A 24,095-nucleotide genomic window follows, 5' to 3' on the forward strand; every position below is an offset into this window, starting at 1 on the left:
CTAACCCTCCCTTTTACCCTCACCACAAAGCTCCTGCTCGGCCTGTTTTATGTTTTCCCATTCAGCCAGCAGCAGCCGGATCGTCTCGCCTTGCCCTCCCGCCAGTTCCATCTTTTTGATCTTCTTCTCTATCAGCGTGCGATCCTCGGCCATCTTTTTTATCTTTAGCCTATGTATACAATCATCAACTACCCTCATGATTTCCTCATCGGGAAACCCTTCCCAGGGGTTATCGAAACCTATGGATGCCACCAACCCGTACAGGGACTCATCGGAAAGATAATCACGCAATCTGTCGATTTTCAATTCCGAACCCATCTCATAAATTTTACTACAGGCCGCAAAAATCTTTTCCATATTGTTGCTAAAAGAAATGTCTTTTCTTCTTTCTACGACCCGGTTAAAAACTCCTTCATCCACGAATAAAAGACTTAAAATAACTTTTTCGGCCGGATCGATTTCATTTGGCCGAATATACATAGTTTGTTCAATTTTTCCCAGATTATTACCCTTCCTCTCTTCTTTTCGCTGCTTTTGTGTAAATTTCTTGATTTCAGTCCTCAGGGCTCCCTCGGAAACATCCAATTCCTCGGCCATTTCTTTGATATATTCCTCTTTTTCCAGCCTGTTGTTGATCGAAACCAGCACCGGCATGGCCTCCTGAACGTAGCTCAACCTGTCTTCCATCCGATTCAGATCATATTTCTCCTTTATCTTGTTCAATCGATAAGCTGTCAGAGGCAACGCCGCATCCATCAATTTTTCGAAAGCGTCCCGGCCATTGCTGCGGATGAAACTGTCCGGGTCGGCTCCACTGGGGAGTGAAACCACCTTTACCGTACAACCCGATCTTTTCAATATGTCGAGGCCCCTCTCGGTTGCCGCTTCCCCGGCTGAATCCGCATCGTAGGCGATGACCACTTCCCGGGCCTGGGCTCTCAGCAGATGAGCCTGCATCTGTGTAAGTGCAGTTCCCAGGGAAGCAACAGTATTGGTGATTCCCTCCTGGTGAGTCAGGATCACATCCGTGTAACCTTCCACCACCACCGCCTTCTTTTCTCTGCGTATCTCTTTCATCGCCTTCTCGATCCCATACAATACCCGGCGCTTGTTGAAAAGTTGTGTCCCCGGAGAATTGAGATATTTGGGATTTCTTTCATCTTCTTCAAGGCTCCGTCCGCCAAAACCGATCACCCGTTCACGATAATCAAAAATAGGGAAGATGATCCTGTTTCTGAATCGATCGTAAAACCCCCCCGTTTTCTTGGCTACGACCAGACCTGCTTCCACCAGATCCCGGGGTTCATGCCCTCTTCTGACCGCCTCTTTCAGCAAGGTATCCCACCCCGGAAGGGCGAAACCGACCCCGAATGATTCCAGGGAAGACCTTTCAATTCCCCTGTTCTCGAGATACTGCAAGGCCTTCCTGCCGGCGGGTTTTTCCAGCAGAATATGTTGATAAAATTCCATTGCCATCCTGTTCAGGGAATACTGCATCGCCTTCTGTTTATCCGCGCGGTGCGAAAACCCTCCGGTTTTATCGGGTAAAACCACCCCGGCCCTTCTGGCCAGAAGAGACTTTGCCTCGGTGAAAGATATATTTTCCGTCTGCATTACAAAACTGAATATATCCCCGGAGGCCCCGCAACCAAAGCAGTAATAAAGCTGTTTTTCCGGGGAGACAGAAAAAGAAGGTGTTTTCTCCTGGTGAAAGGGACACAACCCCACATAATTTTCCCCTCTTTTTTCCAGGCTTATCCGTTCGCCCACTATCTCCACCAGATCGCAACGGGACTTGATTTCTTCCACCTGGCTTCCGCTGAACTTGCCCGACAAAATAATCACACCTTCTTCGATTCAAACTTGCCATCACCGCATAAAAAAACCTCACTAACAGGAGGCGAGGTTGCAGGGTACCATGCTTTTACGGCATCAAAATTTTATGCCGCTCCCCCCTCCTCCGCAACAACATCCTCTGCTCGACATAAAAATCTATTTACAGACATTCTCTTTCTCTCCACGCTTTTGTAATAAAATTTATCGTGTATTATATTCTCTATTTCTTTACCATATCCTTCTTTTTTTTGATCTTTTGCTGGATGAAACATGACGGGAAATTTACGGGTATTTGTTGGATGGCATGATAATACTTTTTGTTAATATCTATTTTGGATTGTCAAAAATAATACCCGGTAATTACCGGGTATTATTACAAAATCATTATCTTTTTTCACGAACGGATCATCATTTTTCCCCGGCCGCCGGGGCAAAAGCCTCCTCGGTTTCCTTGATTATATCCCTTACAGCCTGCTCAAAATTCCCAACCCCCGCCTGGGAAAGAGTTGCAAATACCACTCTCTCCGGTGCAATGCCGATTTCACCCAGCACCTTCCTGGCCCTCTGCACCCGGCGTTCTCCCCAGAAGAAAGTATCACGGAAGGGGCAATCTCCATTATCCTCATCCTCGCATCCAACCACAACTACCCGCTCTGCCCCCGCTTCAAAAGCTTTCAATATGTGCAAACTGTCAACCTTGGACACACAGGGGAAACGCACCACTCCCAGTTCGGTCTCCCTGTCCAGAATATATTTTTTCGTGAATTCAGGATCCGCATAGGCACCGTACGCGCAACTGAAAACAACCACGGCCTCCTTGCCATCTTTCCCCCGGGAAACGGATTCAATCCGGGAAGCAGCCTGTTCGATATAATCGGAACGGAATTCAATGGCTACAGCCGGGCAGATACCCATGCACAGGCCACAGGCCTGGCATTGTTCCTTGCGGATATTGATAACTCCCTCCTCATCAATTACAGGAACACCGTAGGGGCAGACCCTCAAACAAGTCAAGCAATTCACACACAATTCCTCGATGCGGCTGGCCCCAGCCAGGCATCCCAGGCATCGTTTAGCTTCCGTGAGAGCCTGCTGTCGGCTGAAGCAGCTTTCTACATGTTCGAAGTTGGAAACTCTGACTGCCGGATCGATCAGGACCATTTCCTGGCGTTCGCTTCTTTTCACTTCCCCGGCCACTTTCTCGTCCAGTTTCTCGGCTGGTTCCGGTTCCTCGACGGAATCGATCGTGAACGGTTGGCCCTCGAGATAGGCCATGATCGAAAGTGCGGCCCGACGGCCCGAAGCCATCGATTCCACCGCCGTTCCCGGGCCCGTTGCTACCTCCCCGCAGGCAAACACCCCTTCCTGGGAAGTGACAAAATTGTTGCGATCATAAATCAGATTTCCCCTGGCATCGAGCTCGACCTCACCTTTCAGGGTATCCAGATCGGATCCCTGTCCCACGGCAAAAATGATGATGTCTCCTTCCAGATCGCCGGTACATTCTTCATTGTACTCCGGATTGAAACGGCCCTGGTCATCAAACACACACACACATTCTTTTATTTTGAGCCCTTTTATGTTATCTCCATCTTCCAGCACGGAAACCGGGCCGTTGGAACAGACAATTTCCACTCCTTCATCCCTGGCTTCCTCGATTTCCCATTCAAAGGCCGGCATTTCATCCTCGGCTTCCAGGCAGACGGCCTTGACTTTTTTGGCACCACAGCGTACCGCGGAGCGAGCCACATCCATGGCCACGTTGCCACCGCCGATGACGATCACCGTGGGATTGCCCTCGAACTGGAAACCATCCCGTTTGACCGCTTTCAGGAAAGGCAGCGCCTTCAGAACTTTGGGGTGTTCCACTCCGGGGATGGGAACGGTGCGGCTTTCCTGCAACCCCAGGGCAAGCAATATGGCCTTGTATCCGTTATTCTTCAATTCAGCGATCGATATATCCTTACCCAGCTCCACGCCATCCTTGAATTCGATCCCCGCATCGCGGAATACATCGATATCACGATCGATTTCCTCGTCCGGGAGCCTGTACAACGGAATGTAATGCCTGACGGCTCCCCCCATGAGTTTTTCCCGATCAAAAACTGTAACCGTGCAACCCTGCATGGCCAGATCCCATGCCGCAACCAGGCCGCTCGGGCCACCGCCAATCACAGCAACTTTTTTCTCGGGATCGGGCTTGGGCATCTTCTCCAGCATTGCCTTCCCGTTTTCTACAGCAAACCGCTTTAACCCCCGTATGGAAAGAGGTTTATCGACATCATTTCGACGACATTCTTCTTCGCAGTGATGAGCGCAGATCGTTCCACATATTGCAGGCAGGGGGTTTGTTTCCCTGATCTTGTCCAGAGCTTCATCAAAATTGCCAATAGCTATGGAATAAATATATTCGCGGATACCCTGGTGGATAGGACAGGCCGCCTGACACGGAGGAACCAGAGCCTCATCAGTGGGCAGGTGTTGGGACACTAATATCACTCCTTCTTCATATTTATGAACAATAATCTAATTATTCTATGCAACTGATGAATATTCCTGCAAATTATAAATATTTTTGACAAAATAGAGGAAATTCTCATTTTTGAATCAGCAGATAAATTTCCCCTGGCGCAAAGAAGCCGTTGCCGTGGTCACCTGAACGATGCGCCGGGCCAGAACCAGGGCCCTTCCCAGAGCGGTACCATCTTCGGAAGACGGTTGTTGGGAACATACTCCATGATGGCCGGCATCGTTGTCAATATAACCATCGCCAACGATGATCATACCTTGCACGAGCATCATGTCAAACAACGCCTTCAAGGTGGTCTCCTGTCCGCCAAAACGCGCCCCGCCCGATGAAATTGCCCCACCGACCACGTTGATAAGCGCTTTCTCGGTACGTAACCGGCGTGATTTATCCCAGAAACATTTCAACTGGGAGGAAACCGTGCCAAAGTACACGGGGCTTCCCAGAATCAAAGCATCGGCCTTTCTCAGCTGATCGTAGGCTTGCGCCAGTGCGGAATCGCGGTAACATTTCCCCTCGCAGGGAGAAGAGCAAGCCCGGCAATACGGGAATTTCTGCTCCTTGATGATTTCCTGTATATAAAGAAGTTTTGTTTCACAGCCGTTCTCTTTTGCTTCATGGAGAACAGCCTCCAGAAGATGGGCGGTGTTACCATGGCGGTGTGGGCTGCCGTTGAGTGCCAGTATGTACATGCTCGTCTCTCCCCTTCAAATACAAAATACCGTTGAAATTGCTGTATACATATAATATCATTGTTGGTGTTTATGGTAAATACTGCGGGGTATGATATGCCAACGGTCAAATTGGTATAATAATTCCTGGGAGGTCGATTGAAATGAGATCCAAAGATCTGAAACCGAAGATAGCTGTTCTGCTCATGATCATGTTCCTGGCACTGCCTCTATCCACCTGGGCGGAAGTAACCATGAAGCTTGATGTTGATCTGCCCCTTGCTGCCGAGGCAGCTGTTCTGATGGAAGCGCACAACAACCAGGTTCTTTATGACAGGAATGCGGAAACGCGCATGCACCCGGCCAGCTTGACCAAGATAATGACCCTCTTGCTGGTTGGTGAAGCCCTTGACCAGGAACTGATACATTGGGATGACCAGGTCAAGGTAAGCCTGAATGCTTACAGGATGAACATAGGCTCTCGAATGTTCCTCGAACATGAACAGTTGGTTTCCGTGGAGGATCTGGTCAAGGGTATCGCCATCATCTCTGCCAACGATGCCTGCGTGGCCATCGCTGAATATATCCACGGCTCCGAGCAGGCGTTCGTGCAGAACATGAACAAACGGGCCGCGGAGCTGGGGCTGAAAAACACTTCTTTTGTCAACTCGCACGGTCTTCATGATCCCGGCCAGTACATGAGTGCCATGGATGTCGCATGCCTGGCCGCCTTCTTTATCCGCACCCAGCAAAAAATAGCCAGATTTCAGGCAGAAAAGGAATGGACCTTCAACAACATCAGGCAATTCAACCGCAACCCCCTTCTGGGTAAATATGAAGGGGTCGACGGAATCAAAACCGGTTTTCTCAACGAGGCCGGCTGGTGTCTGGCCGCAACTGCAAAAAGGGATGACCTCCGTCTCATTTCCGTGGTGATGAAATCCCCCGATGCCGCCACCCGCAAGACGGACAGCGAGGTTCTCCTGCAGCATGGGTTCAATCGCTATGAATCGATCAAGATAGCCGCTGCCGGTGAAACGATGGAATCCATAAAAGTTTCCCGTGGAAAAGAAAAGACCGTTCCTGTGGTCCCCGCCGAGGATATAGATGTCGTGATCCCCAGGGGGCAGGAACGTTTTATCAAAGAAAAATTGACCATGGAACAGAAAAAAGTAAAAGCACCCCTGAAAAAAGGAGATGAACTGGGGCACCTGAAGGTTTTTTACGACCAGGACCTCCTGTTGGATAAAAAACTGGTTGCCGGCAAGGACATCGAGCGCCAGGGCTTTTTTGCCCATATCGGCAGTTCGATCAAGGGATTCTTTGTCGGTATATGGCAGCGCATCTTCGGCCCGGGGAAAAAAAGTTGACGGGCAGGGCAGTTATTCTGCCCTCCACCCGGTGATTTCGCCAAATAATTTTCATCCGCCCCCTGTACGGAGTACAATACCCGGGTTGCAAGAACAAAACAAAAAGGGCACTGCACCCTGTCATTGATAGATGCAATGCCCTTTTTCCTGTCAGTCGATGGCGCCGCTACATGTTCAAATTCAATATAGACGTCCCGATCAAGCGGGACGTCGCCTGTTAACGTGACTGATTTATCGCAGCCTGTGCCGCAGCCAGGCGTGCCACGGGAACGCGGAAAGGAGAACAACTCACATAATCGAGCCCGACTTCCCGGAAAAATTTGACCGAAGCGGGGTTACCACCGTGTTCCCCGCAGACACCCTGCTCCAGGCCCGGTTTGATCAATCGGCCTTTCTCCACGGCAATTCGCACCAGTTCGCCAACCCCGTCCCGATCTATTTCCATGAAAGGATTTCTGGCCAGGATTTTATTTTCAAGATAATGCGGAAGGAATTTGCCTTCGGCATCATCCCGGCTGAAGCCAAACGTGGTCTGGGTCAGATCGTTGGTGCCGAAGGAGAAGAAATCGGCATGTTTGGCAATCCGCTCCGCGATCATGCAAGCCCGGGGAAGTTCGATCATCGTCCCCACGGGGTATGATAATTTTACCGATGTCTCCTTCTCCACCTCGGCCATGACCCCTTCCACCAGTTCCCTGATGGCCTTGATCTCACCCTCATTCCCGACCAGCGGAATCATGATCTCCGGCATGATCCTGGCCTCCTCGACCCCTTCCTTGATGAGTTCCACTGCCGCTTCCAGAATGGCCCTGACTTGCATCCTGTAAATCTCGGGAAAGACCAGGCCCAGGCGGCAGCCCCGATGCCCCAGCATGGGATTGAACTCATGCAGGGCATTGACCTTCTGCCAGAGTGCCTCCTTCTCCTTCAACGCCGCGGATTCACCCTTTTTTCTCAGATCATTCACTTGCAGCAGCAGTTCATCGCGATCCGGTAGAAACTCATGTAGTGGCGGGTCAAGCAGCCGCACCGTGACCGGATAGCCGAGCATTGCTTCAAAGATTCCCTTGAAATCGTCCCGCTGCAACGGCAAGATGCGTTGCAGGGCCGCCTCTCTTTTTTCCATGGATTCGGCCAGAATCATCTCCTGGACCACGGGCAGGCGTTCCGGTGAGAAAAACATATGCTCGGTGCGGCAGAGGCCGATCCCTTCCGCACCCAGCTCTATAGCCCGGGCAGCATCCCCGGGGGTGTCAGCATTGGCCCTGACCTTCATCGTCCTGACCTGATCGGCCCAATCAAGGATGGTCTGGAAATCCCCGCTGATCCGGTGTTCGACCATCGGTACTTCACCCCACATCACCCTCCCCGTGGCTCCGTCGATGGAAATGACCTCCCCCCTGGTCACGGTCCGTCCGTCAACCTGCAAACACTGGTTTTCATTGTCTACCCGGATCTCTTCACTCCCGCAAACACAAGGTTTTCCCATTCCCCGCGCCACCACCGCTGCATGGCTGGTCATCCCCCCCCGGCTGGTAAGGATACCCTCGGCGGCGATCATTCCGTGAATATCATCCGGCGTTGTCTCCGTCCGGACCAGGATGACCTTGCGTCCTTTTTCACTCCATTCCTCGGCCGTATCCGCATCGAAAACCACCTGCCCCGCAGCGGCCCCCGGAGATGCCGGTAGCCCGCCGGCGATGACATCCAATGCCGCCCGCTCATCGATCTGGCGGTGCATCAACTGTTCAAGCTGATCCGGCTCTATCCTCGATATGGCCTCTTCCCTGGAGATAATCCCCTCCTCAACCAGATCCACGGCCACCTTCACTGCCGAAGCCGCCGTCCTCTTTCCCGTCCTCGTCTGTAGAAAATAAAGTTTCCCTTCCTCTATGGTAAATTCTATATCCTGCATATCCCTGTAATGCTTCTCGAGTTTCTTGCAGAGGCGGATCAATTCATCGTAGATCCGGGGCATTTCGTCTTTCAATTCATCGATATGTTTCGGGGTACGAATTCCGGCCACCACATCTTCACCCTGGGCATTGATCAGGTATTCCCCGTACAGTTTGTTTTCTCCGGTGGAGGGGTTGCGGGTAAAGATAACCCCCGTACCACTGCTCTCGCCACGGTTGCCAAAAACCATCGTCTGCACATTTACCGCCGTTCCCAGATCATCGGGAATATTGTTTGCCCTTCTGTAAACGTTTGCCCGCGGCGTGTTCCAGGAATCAAAAACAGCCTGAATCGAACGAAAAAGTTGTTCCCGGGGATCGTTGGGGAATGGCTGCGCGGTTTCTTTCTCGGTCACAGCGATGAACCGATCTATGATTACCTCCAGCGCCTCTTCATCAAGTTCAATATCGGTCTGGAAGCCCCTTCTATCCTTTTCCTCCTGCATGATTCCATCAAAATCATGTTCCACCTTGAGCACCACATCACTGTACATCTGTATAAAACGACGATAGCAATCCAGAGCAAAGCGGCGGTCGCCAACCTGCCTGGCCAGACCCTCCGTTGTTTCCCGGTTCAGGCCCAGATTCAAGATAGTATCCATCATCCCGGGCATGGACACCACTGCCCCGGAACGCACGGAGAGCAACAAGGGTTTTTCTGCATCACCGAACCTCTTGCCCATCTTCTTTTCCAGCGCTTTCAGATGCTCCTCGACTTCCTCTTTCAAGGAAGAAGACATCGTCTGCCCTTCCTCGTAATAACGGATACAAGCTTCTGTAGTCACCACGAAACCGGGGGGAACGACCAGCCCGATGCGGATCATTTCCGCCAGGTTGGCCCCTTTCCCTCCCAGCAGTGCTTTCATCTCTGCTCGCCCTTCCTCAAAACTGTACACCTGCTTTTCGGGGATGATGGCCATATTCTTTCAAAAACCTCCTTGGTAGATATTTTTCCTGACGCAGGGCTCTACCCTTGCGTTCCTCGGCTCCGAAAAGATGGGCCCGCCGTTGGACTCTACAAAGATATCGCTTTTATTATTAACGGACCGGGAACCGTTATTCATATTTTATTTCAAGTGATCTGGATTAATGAAAATTCCGCATAACGGTTGAACATTTTTTTTATCCGCGCCAGCATGTTGAGGCGATTATTCCGCAGCGATTCGTCATCGGCCATAACCAGGACTTTATCAAAAAACAGATCGACGTCTGCCCTCAGGCTTCCGAAGGTGGATAGAACCCCCTCGTAATTGGATTCCGCCCATTCCTCCCCACTTTGGATTTCAGCCTCCTGCAAGGCCTGCCAGAGCCGGGATTCAGCCGGGTCTTCGAACAGGGAATCATCTACATCACCACCGCCCGGAATGTGGCGGACCATGTTATGCACCCTGGTATAGAGAGCCAACGCATCTTCAAGATATTTTTGTCCACGGGCCTCCTGCAAAACCGATGCCCGTTTGAACAGATCGGCAATGATTTCGTACGGCACTGCCAGAACCGCATCTATTATATCATAGGGTAGATTTTTTTCCTTCAAAAACAGGTATCTGATCCTCTGTGTAACAAAATCCCCCATCTTCTGCCTGGCCTCTTCCCCTTCTGCAGGTTCTTTCCCGCCGTTTTGCTCGATCTGCAAAAATGCTTCATTGATGGCCCGGGGGAGAGAGACCGGGATCTTTTTCTCCAGGAGGATACTTGCCATCCCCAATGCCTGCCTTCTCAAAGCATAGGGGTCTTCCGACCCGGTAGGCTGTATACCGGCGTAAAAACAAGAGGCCAACGTGTCCAGCCTGTCGGCAAGTGACACGAGCAATCCGGCATTGGAAGAAGGCAGATCATCACCCGCAGATCTGGGCAGGTAATGTTCATACACTGCCCCGGCAACCCCTTCCCCCTCTCCGCTCAGAATGGCATATTCCCTGCCCATGACTCCCTGCAACTCGGGAAATTCCTTGACCATGTTGGTGATCAGATCGGCTTTGCATAGATAGGCTGCCCTCCCCGCTTCTTCCAGATCCCGGGAGGAGAGGCCCCATTGTTCCCCCATGTATTGCGTAAGATGTTTAATCCTTCCGGTTTTTTCGAACAGGGAGCCCACCGCTTCCAGAAAAACAACCTTTTTCAGATCGGGTACATACTCATCCAGCCCGATCTTCGCATCTTCGCGGTAGAAAAAAACTGCGTCGGCCAGACGGGCCTCGATCACCTTCTCGTAGCCCCGCTGTGTATGTTCGCTGTGAAGATTGTTGCTGATCCCCAGAAAATTGGGCATCAATTCTCCCGTAGAAAGCGAAACCACGGGGAAAAAACGCTGATGCACCTGCATCGTCGTCACCAGAACTTCCGGGGGTATGCTCAGATATTCTTCCGGGAACGACCCGCTGATCGCCACGGGATATTCAACAAGGTAAGAAACTTCTTCCAGCAATTCCGGCGTGTACAGGGGTTTCCCGCCCAATTCCGCTGCACTTTCCATCAGCATTTCCAGGATATACTCTTTCCGTTCCTGCCTGTCGATGATGACATGATTATCCTTCATGGCCCGGAAATATTCATCTGCATCCACCAACTCGATGGCCCCACCGGAAAGAAATCGGTGGCCGTATGTTTTTCTTGAGGAAAGCACGCCGGCAAAATCAAAATTCACTTCCCGGTGTCCAAAAAGGCATAAAAGCCAGCGTACGGGCCGCGCAAAGCGGGTTCCTTTTTTCTGCCAGTACATGGATCTCGGAAATCTGATCAAGCTGGCAATCTGGTACATCAATGCCGGAAGCAATTCCATGGTTGGTTTTCCGTAAACCTCTTTTTGGGCCACAAGGTATTCCGTCCCGTTGATCGTTTTTCTGGCGAGATCCTCCACTTCTACCCCGGCACGCCGGGCAAAACCTGTAGAAGCAGCGGTGGGGAATCCATCATGGTCAAAAGCGTTCTTGACCGGAGGCCCTTTCAGTTCTTTCACCAGATCCTCCTGGCCTTCGGCCACCCCTTCGAGCATCACGGCCAATCGGCGCGGTGTGGACCAGCTTCGTGCCCCGCTGAACCTGATTCTTTTTTCTTCAAACAGTGACGTTGCAATATCCTTTATCTGTTGCGTGGCCGAAGCCAGATACCGCGAAGGAATCTCCTCACAACCTATTTCCAGGAGCAGATTAGCGGGCAATTGTTTCGCCTCCTTGCATCAGTGGATAATTGATCTGCTCACGTTGTTCCAGATATTTTCGGGCACAGGTCCGTGCCAGGGAACGAACCCTGGCAATAAAACCTGTTCTTTCGGTGACACTTATCGCCCCCCTGGCCTCCAGCAGATTGAATACATGCGAACACTTCAGAATATAATCGTAAGCAGGTATGATCAAATCACTCTGTAGTAGAGTGCGTGCTTCTTCCTCGTAGAGAGTGAAAAGCCGAAGCAACATATCCATATCGGATGCCTCGAAACTGTAAGTGGAATGTTCCCATTCCGCCCTTCGGAAGATCTCCCCGTAAGATACACCCTTCTTCCATATGAGGTCATAGACGTTATCCCTGTCCTGAATATACATCGCTATCCGTTCCAACCCGTATGTGATCTCCACCGCGACCTCTTCCACATCAAAGCCCCCGACCTGCTGAAAATATGTGAACTGGGTTATCTCCATCCCGTCGAGCCATACCTCCCACCCCAATCCCCAGGCTCCGAGTGTCGGTGACTCCCAGTTGTCTTCCACGAAACGGATGTCATGTTCGGCCGGATCAACCCCCAGAACTCTCAGGCTCTCTATGTACAGATCCTGTATATCGGCCGGAGCAGGTTTGATGATCACCTGGAATTGCAAATGCTGGAAAAGCCTGTTGGGATTCTCCCCGTAGCGCCCATCCTGCGGCCTTCGCGAAGGCTCCAGGTAAGCCACCGCCCATGGTTCCGGGCCGAGCGCCCTTAAAAAAGTAGCCGGATTCATGGTTCCCGCCCCCTTTTCCATATCATAGGGGTACCAGAGCAGGCAGTCCTGTTCCATCCAAAATTTTTGCAGAAAAACAATGATGTTCTGAAAAACCAACGCTTCAACCTCCTTTCAGTTCTTCATTCCCCGTCGGGGAAATGCCGCCTGATATATTTCAGAGATTTACACTCTCCCACTTCCAGATAATAGCCGATCATTCCCATGGTAAAGTCACGGATCTCGCTTTTCTGTGAAGGGCTACCCCTTACAACCCCTATCTCCTCGAAAGAATGATCCATAAAATATTTCACCAGTTTCTCTGCCCCTCCGGAGAAGCTCCGTGCCTGAAGATCTTTCCCTGCACAACTTCTGCAAACCAGCCCCCCCATCCCGGGGCTAAAATACCCTTTTTCTTCCGCATTGCAACCCGCGCATGCGGTGAAATGGGGGTGATATCCAACCGCGGAGAGCAGCTTGATCTCGAAAGCACGCGCCAACAAGAAAAAGTCCCGATCTTCCTTCAAAACCCGCCATGCATCGATCAGAAGCCCCAGTACCTTCCTGCTCCTTGCCTCCTCGACCAGTACCTTGTCCACGAGTTCGCTGAAATACAGGGCATGGGCATAGGCAGCCGGATCTTCCTTCAGATGAGCGAACGTTTCCAGGATCTCCTGTTGGGTCACCGTTGCCAGCGTTTTCCCCTGGTAGAGCATGTAATTGCCATGGGTAAACAGATCCACCCCGGCAGCCAGCTTGCTCTTGATTTTACGAGCCCCCCTGGCCACGGCATTGATCTTGCCTCTCTCCCGCGACAACAGGGTTACCAGCCGATCGGCCTCCCCCAGTTCGCGCGTCCGCAGAACAGCCGCTTCCGTTTTGAATAGCTTCATTTTCTACCTCAATCGCTCCTGTAGCCCAGATTCCTCAGCGCCGCCTCCCTGTCACGCCAGCCCGGGCTGACCTTTACCCACAGATCCATATAAACCTGTTGACCAAGCAGCGCTTCTATCTCGGGTCGCGCCTCTGTCCCTATTTCCCTCAGCATGCTCCCGCCTTTGCCGATGACGATACCTTTCTGCGATTTCCTGTCCACATGGATGACCGCCCGGATATCGATCAGTTCCCTGTTTTCCCGTTCCTTCATCTCCTCGATCTCCACGGCCACCGCAAAAGGAACCTCCTCGCGGGTAAGCTGCAGCACCTTCTCCCGGATCAGTTCACTGACCAGGAAATATTCAGGTTTGTCCGTTACCATATCGGGGGGATAATAGCGAGGGCCTTCCGGCATGCAAGCGATGATATCTTTCAACAGGGTGCCGATGTTCTCACCATGAAGGGCCGAGATCATGTATTCTCCACCAAAAGCATGCAGTTGACGATAAAGAGCAAGGTGTTCCTCGCCCCTTGCCTGTGAAACACGATCGATTTTGTTCAGAACCAGAAATACCGGTGTGTCTATACCCTTCAACCATCGGCTGATAAAAACATCCCCCCGTCCCGGCGGATGGTCTGCTTCCACAAAAAAGAGCACTACTTCCACGTCGTTCAAGGTGCTGTGAGCCGCCCCGACCATGTAGTTTCCCAGCCTGTGCCTGGGTTTATGGACACCCGGTGTATCGATAAAGATGATCTGGTATTCCTCATCGGTAAGGATGGCACGTATCTGATTGCGCGTGGTCTGGGGCTTGTCCGAAACGATTGCCGCTTTCTCCCCGACCACCTGGTTCAAGAAGGTTGATTTTCCAACATTGGGCCTGCCGATGATGGACACAAATCCCGAACGGTACACCCCTTTGCCAGACCCCCCTGCCTGGATATTTTGACCCCCCATACCCCGTGCCTTGCCGCCATCCAATTATACATTTTCCCGCACCACCATGCAAAATGATTCACCTGCGCCTGTACACACGGCATGGCCTCCTCTATCATCCGGATCCCTGGCCCTCCCGTTTGCCGGAGGTAAAAATCACCTTCCGAAATATCTCCGCGGAGAAGAAATCTTTGTAGTAACAAAGGGGTGGGGCAATATGTTGGAAAGCGGGGTTATTATAATTTTGTGTTCCAGGTTGGCGGCAATGATTTGAATATCTCCTGCCAATTCCCATAGCACCTGGCGACAGGAACCGCAAGGGAAAACCGGTTCCGGGCTGTCGGCAGTCACGGCCAGGGCAAGAAAATTGTAATACCCCGCGGAGACCGCCGTGAAAACAGCAACTCGCTCGGCACATATTGTAAGGCTGGAAGAGGCATTTTCCAGATTTGCCCCGGCAAATATTTGCCCATCCTCGGCCAGCAATGCCGCCCCAACGGCAAACCCCGAATAGGGCGCATATGCCCCGGCCCGGGCCTTCTCCGCCGAAGCAATGATAATGTCAAGTTTCTGTTCATTCATTTTCATCCCCCGTTTTCAGGAACTCCTGGCATAACCGGGCAAGGTCAAGCTATCCACCTTCTCGACCTCGAAGGAAAGCCCCCGATCCCTCTCCATTGTATTTTTGATTATCTCCATACCACTGTTAAGGAGATCGGGGTCGCCCACAACCTTGATTTCCACGGGGTTCACAGCAACCAGTTTGTCATCAACCTTGATCAGGGGGCCGGTGCATCTGATCGATGAAGTGGTAGTCAGCCTCTGGTCGCCCACGGCTATCCCCACGGCACCGGAAGCAAACAGCTCATTGACCACGTCACGTATATCGGTGTCGTGCACAAAGGAAGGATTGTCCACCGCCCCGATCTGGTCATAGATCCTGACGATCAGCCCTGAACCGGTCATCTCCGTCAAACCCGCGGAAACCCTGAGTTCCCTCAAGGCGACTCGCAAGGAATTGATTTCCTCCGTAAGTATCTTTTTCAATTCCTCGGGATTTTCGTTGACCACCATGTGGACTTCGCCGTTGACCACTTCCATCTCCATAACATGTTCACGTCCCAGGTCATCAGATGATATTATCTGCTGGATCCGGGCCAGAGTCGAAGGGCTCAACATATTGTAAGGTTCAAGCGTTATTTCATCTCCCGATATCTTCAGATTGATGCGCATCTGTTCGGTTATTTTCTTGACCTCTACATCCCGATTCAACGTCAGGATGATCTGGTCCTGCAATTCCGCTTCCCACTCCTGAAGGATTATCTCCTGTACCTTGCGCGGATGGCCAAGCAGAACCTGGGTTATCTCCTCCTTGGTGGAGGCTATTTCAATGTCATAGCTGAAATCGGCAAGGGCCTTCTTGACAGCAGACCGTTCCATGATCTTCAACTCCGTGGCCAGACGGCGATTGTAATCAAGAAGGCTGTTGGCCACGTACTGTTTGTAATTGAACTGCGAACTGCTCCCGGGAAATTGGGAAAACAGGATAAAAGCAACATAACCGGTCAGGAATACGTTGGCTGCCAGAATCACAACCATGGCTATGGCCAGATAGAAAATTGGTTTGTTGCCCGTGATCACCTTTAACGGATTGTTGAATTGTTCCTGAACTTCGGACAAGAAAGAACCCTCCCCGGTTATCCTGTTTTTGCCTGCTGCCTGTTATTAATATTAGAAACAGAGCGAGTCAATTCCTATCTGAAAAACGGAACAGAAAATTAAAATTCCTTAATATGTTGAGTGATCATGAATCGGCCCTGCAGGGGAAATGTGAAATTGATGGACTGCACCCTTGCGATGGAGAGTATGTCCTAGAATGCTTTTCCAACCAGGTCTTCCACCAGCATCTCCATCTCCCGCCTGCCGGATTCATCGGCATGATCAAAACCCAGTAGATGATACAGGCCATGAGCCAGAAGGTACAAAATTTCTTTCTCCAGTGGTTCCCCGGTTTCCTCGATCCGGGCCAGGGCCCTGTCCACGGAAATATAAATCTCCCCGAGCAGCTGTCGCCTTTTTCCCCCGGGCATTTTTATCTCCCCGTCATCGTCAAGGGAAAAAGAAAGGACATCCGTTGGGCCCTTCTCCCGGCGGTATTTCTCATTCAGATGGGCCAGATGGTCATCCCCGGACAGGATGACGCCCATTTCAACATTCAAAATGTTTTCCTTGACCAGGAAAAACCTGATCATTTTCATCATCTGCCATCTGAGCAAGGAATTGTATTTGACTACCCTATGCACGTTATTCAGATAAACTTTCATCCGGCAACCTCCCTATTTCTGCCCGCAATTCGCTTTCGGGGTATTCGATTCGATGATGGTATATACCGGTAAGGATATAGACGAATGCATCCGCTATTTTATCAATATCCTTCAGTGTCAGATCGGATTCATCCAACTGCCCATCATTGAGTTTTTCCCTGATTATCTTGTGAACCATCCCTTCCATGCGGTCACTTGATGGTTGAGAAAGAGATCTGACCCCCGCTTCAACAGCATCGGCAAGCATGATAATTGCCGCTTCTTTTGTCTGCGGGCGGGGCCCTTCGTAGCGAAAGTTCTCTTCCATTACCTCTGCACGTTCATTTTCCAGGGCCTGCTGATAAAAATATGAAATCATACTCGTACCATGGTGTTGCTTGATAATATCGATGATGATCTCCGGCAAATTTTCACTGCGCGCCAGTTCCACCCCTTCCTTCACATGGGCGCTGATGATCAACGCGCTCAAATTGGGGGATAGTTTCTGGTGTGGATTCTCGCCGGCAATCTGGTTCTCGGAAAAAAAATAGGGTCGGTTTATCTTCCCGATATCGTGATAATAGGCTCCAACCCGGACCAGTAGCGGATCGGCGTTAACCTTCTCTGCTGCTGACTCCGCCAGATTCCCCACCACGATGCTATGATGATAGGTTCCGGGTGCCTTTATCAGCAACTGGCGTAACAGGGGTTGGTTCGGGTTCGAGAGTTCGAGCAAGGTAACGGAAGTGGTAAGGCCGAAGCCACTTTCCAGAAAAGGCAGCAATCCTATAGCCACCACAGCTGAAAATATCCCGTTCCCTATTCCCGCCGCCAGGCTGTAGCCAAACTCCCGCATGTAGCCGTATTCCAGGCGCAGATTCCCCAGAAGGAGAAAAACGGCAATGATGATCACCGCATTTACCATGGAAACATAGAGGCCCGCCTTTACCAGGTCGGTCCTCCTGCTAAGCCGGGAGACGGTCAATATAGCCACCAGCCCACCGATCAGGGACATGATGATGATGCTGGTTTCCCCACCCGTTATCAGGCCGACCATCAGGGCAAAGATTGCATTCAGCAGGATCGCCAATCGATAATCGAAAAGTATGGTAATGAGTATGACCGCAGCTGCGATTGGCATCAGGTATGCGGAAAAATAATTGACTGCCATGGCAAATATGAGGGTGATGACGACGATCAAACCCAGCAACACCAACATGGAAGTATTGGCGTAAATATCTTTCTGAAAGACATAAAGATAGATGCCCACCGCAAAGAAAAAAATCACCAACAGGAGAAATAGCCCTGTATATCTCAAATAATCGGCATGCCCCCCACGGACCAGACCGAGCGTCTCCAGCCTGGCCAGATGCTCCCTTGTTACCGTTTCCCCTTCGCTTATGATCCGTGTTCCCCGGTGAATCACCGTCGGCTCAACCTCCTGCCGGGCTGCCTCTTTCTTCTCCGCCGTGGCCGTGGGATTGAAGATCATATTGGGACGGACCAGTGGCTCGATAAGCTTTTCGGCGACTTTTTTCAGTTCAAGGCTGAAGATCGAGATGCCGATCTCCTGCATTGCCTGTTTTTTGGCCGTCTCCACCCCTTCCACCTTGATCCCCTGTTCCTCGATAATTCTGGTCAACATGACTTCCAGCTGCCCATGTAGATCATCCAGGGTGGCCTTGCCCGTCTGGAGCAGGGTAACCAGAACCGTTTCCGGCACATCATCTCCCAGATACTGCTGCAACTCACCTGTTTTTTCGGATAAATCCTTCTCTGTATCTTCCCTCAACCGGGAAACGACATCGAAGAACTCGTCCATGGTACGGAGAGCATCTTCCAGAATACGGGAATCATGGGTGAAGACATCCTGTACCGCACTGGCAGCTTCCTCCCGTCGGAGGTTGGTTGAATATTCATCCAGAACATCCCTCGTGGCAAACACCGTCCGCGGGCTGGGCTTGCCCAGCTCCACGGTCACCCGGGCAGGGGCAATCATTACCGCAAAAAGCAGATAGATAAGACCAAAAACAACTGCTGTTAAAAAAAATCTTTGGGTAACCAGATTGCGGGCCAGGGAAAATATATTTTTTAGCCATTTCTTTATCGTGGGGCCTGATTTCATCACATATCGCCTGCTTTTTTTGACAGAGAGCTAGCTGTTGTTTCTTTCCTCGTATCTCTCATAGGCCGTTATGATCTCTTGAACCAGGGGATGCCTTACCACATCTTTTTCTGACAGATAGATGGTTGCAATACCCTCGATCCCTTTCAAAACTTCGGAAGCTTGTACCAAACCTGAATAGCGCCCTTTGGGCAGATCAACCTGGGTAATATCCCCCGTGATGACCGCTTTTGAACCGAAACCGAGGCGGGTCAGAAACATCTTCATCTGTTCCGGCGTGGCGTTCTGCGCCTCATCCAGAATAATAAATGAATCATCCAGGGTTCTTCCACGCATATAAGCCAGGGGCGCCACTTCGATGATACCCTTTTCCTTGTATTTCTGAAATACGTCTACCCCCAGCAGATCAAACAGCCCGTCGTAGAGCGGCCTCAGGTAAGGATCCACCTTCTCCTGAAAATCGCCGGGCAAGAAACCGAGGTGTTCACCCGCCTCCACCGCCGGACGGGTCAGAACGATGCGCTCCACGACCTTGTTCTGCAGCGTATCGATTGCTCTGGCCAGGGCAAGATATGTTTTTCCTGTCCCCGCCGGGCCGATCGATAGTACAATATCACATTCACGCATGGCTTCAAGATACTTTTTCTGCCCCAGAGTCTTGGGCCTGATCTGCCTTCCACGACGTGAAATGAGGACCACATCGGAAAAAATTTCTCCGATTTTACCGGCCTGGCCCTTCCGGGCCATCGCCAGAGCATACTCGAAATCACGAGAAGATATATAATGACCTTTTCGCACAACCCCCGTCAGTGCATTGAACAGGAGATGCAGCTTGCTGACCTCGTTCTTCTCCCCTTCAACAATCAATTCATTGCCCCGGGGGATTACACGAACGTTGAAGTGCCTCTCGATCAGATCAATATTCTCGTCAAAGCGACCCAGAAGGTACAAAGAATCCTCTTCTTTTTCCAGTTCCAATCTCTGCGTTATTATCTCCGTCAAATAGAGAACCCGCCCCCATTGCTGCCCTTTTTATATACATATTTTATTTCATGGATCACTGTCTGGCAATATTCTCCCTGGTTTCGGCGATGGCCCTCATCGTCCGTGAACCATCATCCCCGTGTTCCTCACAAAACAATCGTTCAACAATGGCTCCCTCGGGCAACTGTTTCAGCACCGATTTCCTGGCTGCCTCCCCGGCCTTGCGTACGGCCTCCTCCGGAGGCCAGCTCCTCCGTTCCAGATGGAGTTCATTGTAAGTTATAATTACTAATTCTACAGGCAATGATATATTCCTCCAACTCCAGCCCCAACTCGATCTTTCCTCGCCATATTCATGGTAAGGTGCCTTGCCCGGCCCCATCACCCTGTACTCTTTCCCCCGATAAATAAAACATATACAGCTTCGTTTCTTTCCTGTCGGCTTTCGGGATGTCTCCTCGGTGATGATCGGTTCACGCGCTTCGTACCATACCCTGGCGATCACTTCACCCCGCGCCCGCACCTTCCTGGGTTTGGCCTCCTCCGGAGGAAATTCACCGTAATCCTCGATTCCCTCGATCAACAGGTCCCCCCGTGAGACAATGTCCCCGGGAGCAACCGTTGCCTTGCCCTCTATGACCAGTACCTTCAAGACCAATCCATCTTTTTCGGCAATAATATCGGTTGGCTGCTCATCAACCGTCGGCTCGGGAAGATGTTCGGCAATCTCGATACGCAGTTTCGTCCCCCTGAAACTCAGGCCCACCCAGGTAATCTCACGATGCAATCTGGCCAATTCCCTCTCCAGTCTGCTCAGATCAAGGTTTCCCTTGTAGGCGCCCCTTTTTATACCGATGCTTTCTGCCAGCCGCAAAACCTCAACTTCTGTTATATTCTCCAGTCCATCAATCTCTATAAACCAGATAAACAGGGAGGAAACGTATATCGCTGCCAGAAAAATAACCAGTCCCCAGGCAAAACCCTTGCGGCGGCGTATTTTCTTCAGAAGAAAAGGCAGGCCTGTCCGCCGGGAAATCCTTACCCTGCTGCGGGATTTACGAGCCAGGGGACGTATTTCCCGGAAAGATCTGACCGGAATCCTGAACGTGGCCCCACGATTGTTTTTTTTGAAATCCCAGAAATTTATTCCCCTGGCAATGGCCAGATTGACCAATCGTTCCGTGCCTTTTCCCTCGGCACTGACGATCAGATAACCCTTGATGTAGCGCCATAATCTTGACAGCAACAGGATCTTCTCCCCTTATTCCTCGTAGATGATTCCCTCGATCTCGCCCTCGATGGACAGGTCCCGGCTCAGAAGAGTTCGAATCTGCAAGCCCTTGCCGCATACTGCAATCTCCCCGTTGCCCACCGCAATTCTGATTTTTTGCTCCCCGTACTCGATGATCCCGCGATGATTTTCCAGGAAAAGTTGAAGATTCCCGATCAATACGAGGCGAGGCATATCCAGCATGATATCTTTGGGCAACTCGAAAATATCGGCAAACACATCCTTCCAGTTCATTCCCCTCCTTCTTTTCATCCGGGCACCTCCCCATGATTACCATAACCTTTTATCAATTTATGCTTTACAAAAAATCGATATGACCGGCATGGTGGAAAAGCAACGCCACAGCCCGTTCTTCCGGATGATCGGAATAAAAAAAACGGGGCGCGAAGCCCCGTTTTTTACGGATCAAAGCAACAAGCATACAGCCCTAGTAATACCTTCTCTTTCGAGCCGCTGCCGACTTTTTCTTTCTTCTTACACTTGGTTTTTCATAATGAGCACGCTTGCGGATTTCTACCAGTATCCCGGTGCGGGCACATTGTTTTTTGAACCTTTTCAAAGCCTTGTCCAACGGCTCGTCCTTGCCTACCCTGACCTCTGTCAATTGTCTCCCCCCCTCATCTCTCAGATCGGACCGTCCGAGGAGCCCGGATGCTGCTACAAACTACTGCTGAACCTAAACTCCCCGCCCAGCGGCAAAAGAGTTCGAGAGCGGCTGACCGCCCAGAAGATGTAGATGAATATGGTAAACTGCCTGCCCCGCATCCTGGCCGCAGTTGATTACCGTTCTGAACCCATTCCTGTCTATTTTAAAATCCCTGGCCAACTTGTTGGCCACCAGATGCATCCTGCCAATCAAACCGGCGTCCTCTTCTTTCAGATCTAACAAGGTACTGATATGCTTGCGAGGAATGATCAGCAGATGGATCGGTGCCGCTGGAAAAATATCCTTGAACGCAACAATCTCATCGTCCTCATAGACAATATCGGCCTCGGCTTCTTTGTTGGCAATTCTACAAAAAAGGCAATCAGACAACTTTACTCCCTCCCATGGCCGCATATTCAAAATGGCAAACTCCATTCGATTATAGCATGATTGATGCGTCTTGGAAAGGCGCACCCGTGGATCTTGCCACCATCCGTTCGGCCGCCGCCTCTGTCAATGGCCAATCAATTACTTCTTTATCACTGGTGATATTACCTTCTTGCCACGATAAAATCCACCGTTTTTCTTGCGCCCCGCCTCTCTTATTGGCTATAATAAATTTAATCTGCTTGCAGGAGGCTGTCCATATCGATAATCAGATTGATGTCCACGAAGCACTGAAAAGGAAAGACCTGATCTTTGTCGATGTTCGTTCTCCCCGGGAGCATCGGAAGGAGAAGATACCCGGTTCCCTGAATATTCCACTGTTCTCCGACGAAGAACAGAAAGAGCTGGGGACAACCTACAAACATGCCGGCCATCTCGAAGCAAGGCAAAAAGGCCTGGAATATGCTGCGCCGAAACTTGCCAGGCTGGCAAGCATGCTGGGTGAAGTCGCTTCCCGGAAAACCCCGGTTCTCTACTGCAGGCGCGGAGGGCTTCGCAGCCGGAGCCTCTCCCAGATTCTTTCCCTGGTCGGAATCCCCGCCCTGCGGCTCAAGGGGGGATACAAAGCTTACCGTCAATTCATTTTTCAGTCGCTGGGCAACTACCATCTCCATCCCCGCCCGGTGTTGTTACATGGCCTGACGGGAACAGGCAAGACACCGATCATCCAAACATTGATCACTTCAGGTTATGCAGCCCTTGATCTGGAAGGTATGGCCTGCCACCGGGGGTCAGTTTTTGGCAAGATCGGTTTTACGACCGAGCGTTCTCAGAAAGATTTTGAAGCACTGCTCTGGAACCAACTGGAAAAACATGGCCGTTCCCGCTATCTGGTGATCGAGAAAGAAGGGCGGAGAATCGGTCGGCTGGTCCTGCCCGATTTCCTCGTACAATCCATGGAAGAAGGCATGCATATTCTTCTTGAAGCCCCCCTGGAAACCAGGGCTGAAAGAATTGTTTCCGAGTATATCGATGGCCCCCTTTCGGAAAGCGAAAAAGAGGAATTCACTCATGCCATCACCTCCCTCGTTCCCCGCCTGGGAAGGAAAACGGCGGAAAAAGTGTTATCCCTGTTTGAAACGGGCGATTACCGGCAAGTAGCCCTGATCCTCTGCCGGGATTATTACGATCGTTTCTACACCGATGCCCGCCCGGACAGATATCCCTACGCAGCCGTGTTCGATTCCTCGTCGATTCCCGTTGCCACGGAACAGGTCATCGCTTTCCTGGAAAATAACAAACTGATCGAAAGAAGAAAGGAGGTGAAGACATGAACCCTTACGATTCTGCTCATGCCCTGGCCGCGGCACTCAAAAATTCAACCGAATTCGCGGACTATTCAAAGGCATTTCATCGATTGAAAGACGATTCGACCGCCAGTTCCATCATCGAAGATTTTTACAAGATACAGACGGAGATCCAGCAACTTCAGCTGGAAGGGCAAGAAGTGTCTGCCGAGAAAGAAGAGAAATACAAGAAGATGGCGGAGATAGCAAACATGAATCTGGTGGTAAAAGAATATATGGAAGCCGAATACCGCCTCGCGGTGCTGGTGGGAGACATCCAGAAGATCATTGTCGAGGCCATCGAGGTGAAAAAATAACAGGGCAGCCTTCCACATCCTTGGCAAGGGGCAGGAATGACAGAATGTTGTTTTCTACTGCCCCCGGCTACCCTTCTTCCATGACCATCTCTCCCTGTGGTACCACTTCCTGCATCAGTACCTTCCCGTCTTTGTCGAGAAAGGTCCAGCATACGTTTTCCGCGTTCAATTTGTCGCGGTTGACCATCACGATGTGGTAATGATAGGGATGCAATTTGACCTGAACCTCTATTTTTTTTACCCCTTCTTCTTCGGGCAGTATCTGCAAGCCCTCTATCTCACTGTTGACAGTGCATAGCGCCACTTCATAGGAATCATTGAAAGGGTAATCGGGCAATTCGATCATCGGATTTTTCTTCAGCTCGTTCCACTGCTCCTGGGAATAAATAAGATGAAAGGTAGTCGGTGCGGCGATTTCACCCCTGGTGGTGGTCATGAACGTGAAATCTTCCTCGATCACGGGTATCGTATCCGCCGGCTCTACCCGAAAGAAGTTATCATATACCGAAAGACTGATCAAGAGTGCCACAAGAAACATCAGCGGCAGAAGTCTCCTGGCTTCAATCACCAAAAATTTGTTCATTGCGACTTTCCCTCCCGGGGCTTT

The 24,095-nt window shown here is 51.0% G+C and carries 21 protein-coding genes; 3 read left to right on the forward strand and 18 right to left on the reverse strand.

Annotated elements, in window-relative coordinates:
- The 3 genes from GX364_02230 to GX364_02240 all read right to left on the reverse strand — a co-directional run bounded on the left by GX364_02230 (position 1) and on the right by GX364_02240 (position 5,055).
- A complete protein-coding gene (locus GX364_02230) occupies positions 1–1,836 on the reverse strand; it encodes a DNA primase (GenBank protein ID NLI69668.1) in 1,836 nt (611 codons plus the stop codon).
- A 408-nt stretch (positions 1,837–2,244) separates the two neighbouring features.
- Positions 2,245–4,326 carry an FAD-dependent oxidoreductase gene (locus GX364_02235; protein NLI69669.1) on the reverse strand — a complete coding sequence of 694 codons (2,082 nt, stop codon included), beginning with the start codon at positions 4,324–4,326 and terminating at the stop codon, positions 2,245–2,247.
- A 117-nt stretch (positions 4,327–4,443) separates the two neighbouring features.
- Positions 4,444–5,055: a flavodoxin family protein gene (locus GX364_02240; GenBank protein ID NLI69670.1), complete on the reverse strand. Its 612-nt coding sequence runs from the start codon at positions 5,053–5,055 to the stop codon at positions 4,444–4,446.
- A gap of 143 nt (positions 5,056–5,198) precedes the next feature.
- Here GX364_02240 and GX364_02245 point away from each other — a divergent pair, with 143 nt between their 5' ends.
- Complete coding sequence (locus GX364_02245) at positions 5,199–6,404, forward strand: D-alanyl-D-alanine carboxypeptidase (GenBank protein NLI69671.1); 1,206 nt, start codon at positions 5,199–5,201, stop codon at positions 6,402–6,404.
- Between the two features lie 217 nt (positions 6,405–6,621).
- Here the strand turns inward: GX364_02245 and GX364_02250 are convergent, their stop codons facing one another.
- From GX364_02250 to GX364_02315, 14 genes are all read right to left on the reverse strand, one after another.
- Positions 6,622–9,273 (reverse strand): pyruvate, phosphate dikinase, encoded by a 2,652-nt coding sequence (locus tag GX364_02250; protein ID NLI69672.1) that lies wholly within the window; start codon positions 9,271–9,273, stop codon positions 6,622–6,624.
- Positions 9,274–9,431: 158 nt separating this feature from the next.
- The gene (locus GX364_02255) at positions 9,432–11,519 is read right to left on the reverse strand and encodes a glycine--tRNA ligase subunit beta (protein NLI69673.1); all 2,088 of its coding nucleotides are present in this window, start codon (positions 11,517–11,519) and stop codon (positions 9,432–9,434) included.
- Positions 11,509–12,396: a glycine--tRNA ligase subunit alpha gene (gene glyQ, locus GX364_02260; GenBank protein ID NLI69674.1), complete on the reverse strand. Its 888-nt coding sequence runs from the start codon at positions 12,394–12,396 to the stop codon at positions 11,509–11,511. Before glyQ ends, GX364_02255 begins: the two co-directional genes overlap by 11 nt.
- Before the next feature lie 23 nt (positions 12,397–12,419).
- On the reverse strand, positions 12,420–13,169 hold the full coding sequence (gene recO, locus GX364_02265) for a DNA repair protein RecO (GenBank protein NLI69675.1): 750 nt from the start codon (positions 13,167–13,169) through the stop codon (positions 12,420–12,422).
- 8 nt (positions 13,170–13,177) lie between these two features.
- Positions 13,178–14,110, reverse strand: a complete 933-nt coding sequence (locus tag GX364_02270; protein NLI69676.1) for a GTPase Era — start codon at positions 14,108–14,110, stop codon at positions 13,178–13,180.
- 135 nt (positions 14,111–14,245) lie between these two features.
- Complete coding sequence (locus GX364_02275) at positions 14,246–14,671, reverse strand: cytidine deaminase (protein NLI69677.1); 426 nt, start codon at positions 14,669–14,671, stop codon at positions 14,246–14,248.
- A gap of 15 nt (positions 14,672–14,686) precedes the next feature.
- Positions 14,687–15,769 carry a DUF881 domain-containing protein gene (locus tag GX364_02280; protein ID NLI69678.1) on the reverse strand — a complete coding sequence of 361 codons (1,083 nt, stop codon included), beginning with the start codon at positions 15,767–15,769 and terminating at the stop codon, positions 14,687–14,689.
- A 191-nt stretch (positions 15,770–15,960) separates the two neighbouring features.
- Positions 15,961–16,413 (reverse strand): rRNA maturation RNase YbeY, encoded by a 453-nt coding sequence (ybeY, locus tag GX364_02285; GenBank protein NLI69679.1) that lies wholly within the window; start codon positions 16,411–16,413, stop codon positions 15,961–15,963.
- A complete protein-coding gene (locus GX364_02290) occupies positions 16,394–18,517 on the reverse strand; it encodes an HDIG domain-containing protein (GenBank protein ID NLI69680.1) in 2,124 nt (707 codons plus the stop codon). Before GX364_02290 ends, ybeY begins: the two co-directional genes overlap by 20 nt.
- 30 nt (positions 18,518–18,547) lie before the next feature.
- Positions 18,548–19,510: a PhoH family protein gene (locus tag GX364_02295; protein ID NLI69681.1), complete on the reverse strand. Its 963-nt coding sequence runs from the start codon at positions 19,508–19,510 to the stop codon at positions 18,548–18,550.
- A 64-nt stretch (positions 19,511–19,574) separates the two neighbouring features.
- A complete protein-coding gene (gene yqfD / locus GX364_02300; protein NLI69682.1) occupies positions 19,575–20,747 on the reverse strand; it encodes a sporulation protein YqfD in 1,173 nt (390 codons plus the stop codon).
- Between the two features lie 15 nt (positions 20,748–20,762).
- The gene (gene yqfC, locus GX364_02305; GenBank protein ID NLI69683.1) at positions 20,763–21,044 is read right to left on the reverse strand and encodes a sporulation protein YqfC; all 282 of its coding nucleotides are present in this window, start codon (positions 21,042–21,044) and stop codon (positions 20,763–20,765) included.
- A gap of 175 nt (positions 21,045–21,219) precedes the next feature.
- Positions 21,220–21,396: a 30S ribosomal protein S21 gene (locus GX364_02310; GenBank protein ID NLI69684.1), complete on the reverse strand. Its 177-nt coding sequence runs from the start codon at positions 21,394–21,396 to the stop codon at positions 21,220–21,222.
- Between the two features lie 72 nt (positions 21,397–21,468).
- Positions 21,469–21,828: a histidine triad nucleotide-binding protein gene (locus GX364_02315; protein NLI69685.1), complete on the reverse strand. Its 360-nt coding sequence runs from the start codon at positions 21,826–21,828 to the stop codon at positions 21,469–21,471.
- A gap of 86 nt (positions 21,829–21,914) precedes the next feature.
- On the opposite strand from GX364_02315, the gene mnmH reads away from it, so the two are divergent.
- Positions 21,915–23,159 carry a tRNA 2-selenouridine(34) synthase MnmH gene (mnmH, locus tag GX364_02320; GenBank protein ID NLI69686.1) on the forward strand — a complete coding sequence of 415 codons (1,245 nt, stop codon included), beginning with the start codon at positions 21,915–21,917 and terminating at the stop codon, positions 23,157–23,159.
- Positions 23,156–23,488: a hypothetical protein gene (locus tag GX364_02325; protein ID NLI69687.1), complete on the forward strand. Its 333-nt coding sequence runs from the start codon at positions 23,156–23,158 to the stop codon at positions 23,486–23,488. Before mnmH ends, GX364_02325 begins: the two co-directional genes overlap by 4 nt.
- Positions 23,489–23,555: 67 nt before the next feature.
- On the opposite strand, the gene GX364_02330 is transcribed toward GX364_02325, so the two are convergent.
- Positions 23,556–24,071 (reverse strand): hypothetical protein, encoded by a 516-nt coding sequence (locus GX364_02330; protein ID NLI69688.1) that lies wholly within the window; start codon positions 24,069–24,071, stop codon positions 23,556–23,558.
- Positions 24,072–24,095 lie beyond the last annotated feature (24 nt).

This window comes from Bacillota bacterium (assembly GCA_012518215.1).
GTDB lineage: Bacteria > Bacillota > Dethiobacteria > DTU022 > PWGO01 > JAAYSV01.

What these genes read in the sequence shown, in the direction of transcription:
- GX364_02270 (NLI69676.1), bottom strand. Translation starts at nt 14,110, where the DNA reads ATGGGGGGTCAAAATATCCAGGCAGGGGGGTCTGGCAAAGGGGTGTAC.
- ybeY (NLI69679.1), bottom strand. Translation starts at nt 16,413, where the DNA reads ATGAAAGTTTATCTGAATAACGTGCATAGGGTAGTCAAATACAATTCC.
- GX364_02275 (NLI69677.1), bottom strand. Translation starts at nt 14,671, where the DNA reads ATGAATGAACAGAAACTTGACATTATCATTGCTTCGGCGGAGAAGGCC.
- GX364_02325 (NLI69687.1), top strand. Translation starts at nt 23,156, where the DNA reads ATGAACCCTTACGATTCTGCTCATGCCCTGGCCGCGGCACTCAAAAAT.
- GX364_02330 (NLI69688.1), bottom strand. Translation starts at nt 24,071, where the DNA reads ATGAACAAATTTTTGGTGATTGAAGCCAGGAGACTTCTGCCGCTGATG.
- GX364_02245 (NLI69671.1), top strand. Translation starts at nt 5,199, where the DNA reads ATGAGATCCAAAGATCTGAAACCGAAGATAGCTGTTCTGCTCATGATC.
- yqfC (NLI69683.1), bottom strand. Translation starts at nt 21,044, where the DNA reads ATGAAAAGAAGGAGGGGAATGAACTGGAAGGATGTGTTTGCCGATATT.
- GX364_02290 (NLI69680.1), bottom strand. Translation starts at nt 18,517, where the DNA reads ATGAAATCAGGCCCCACGATAAAGAAATGGCTAAAAAATATATTTTCC.
- recO (NLI69675.1), bottom strand. Translation starts at nt 13,169, where the DNA reads ATGAAGCTATTCAAAACGGAAGCGGCTGTTCTGCGGACGCGCGAACTG.
- GX364_02240 (NLI69670.1), bottom strand. Translation starts at nt 5,055, where the DNA reads ATGTACATACTGGCACTCAACGGCAGCCCACACCGCCATGGTAACACC.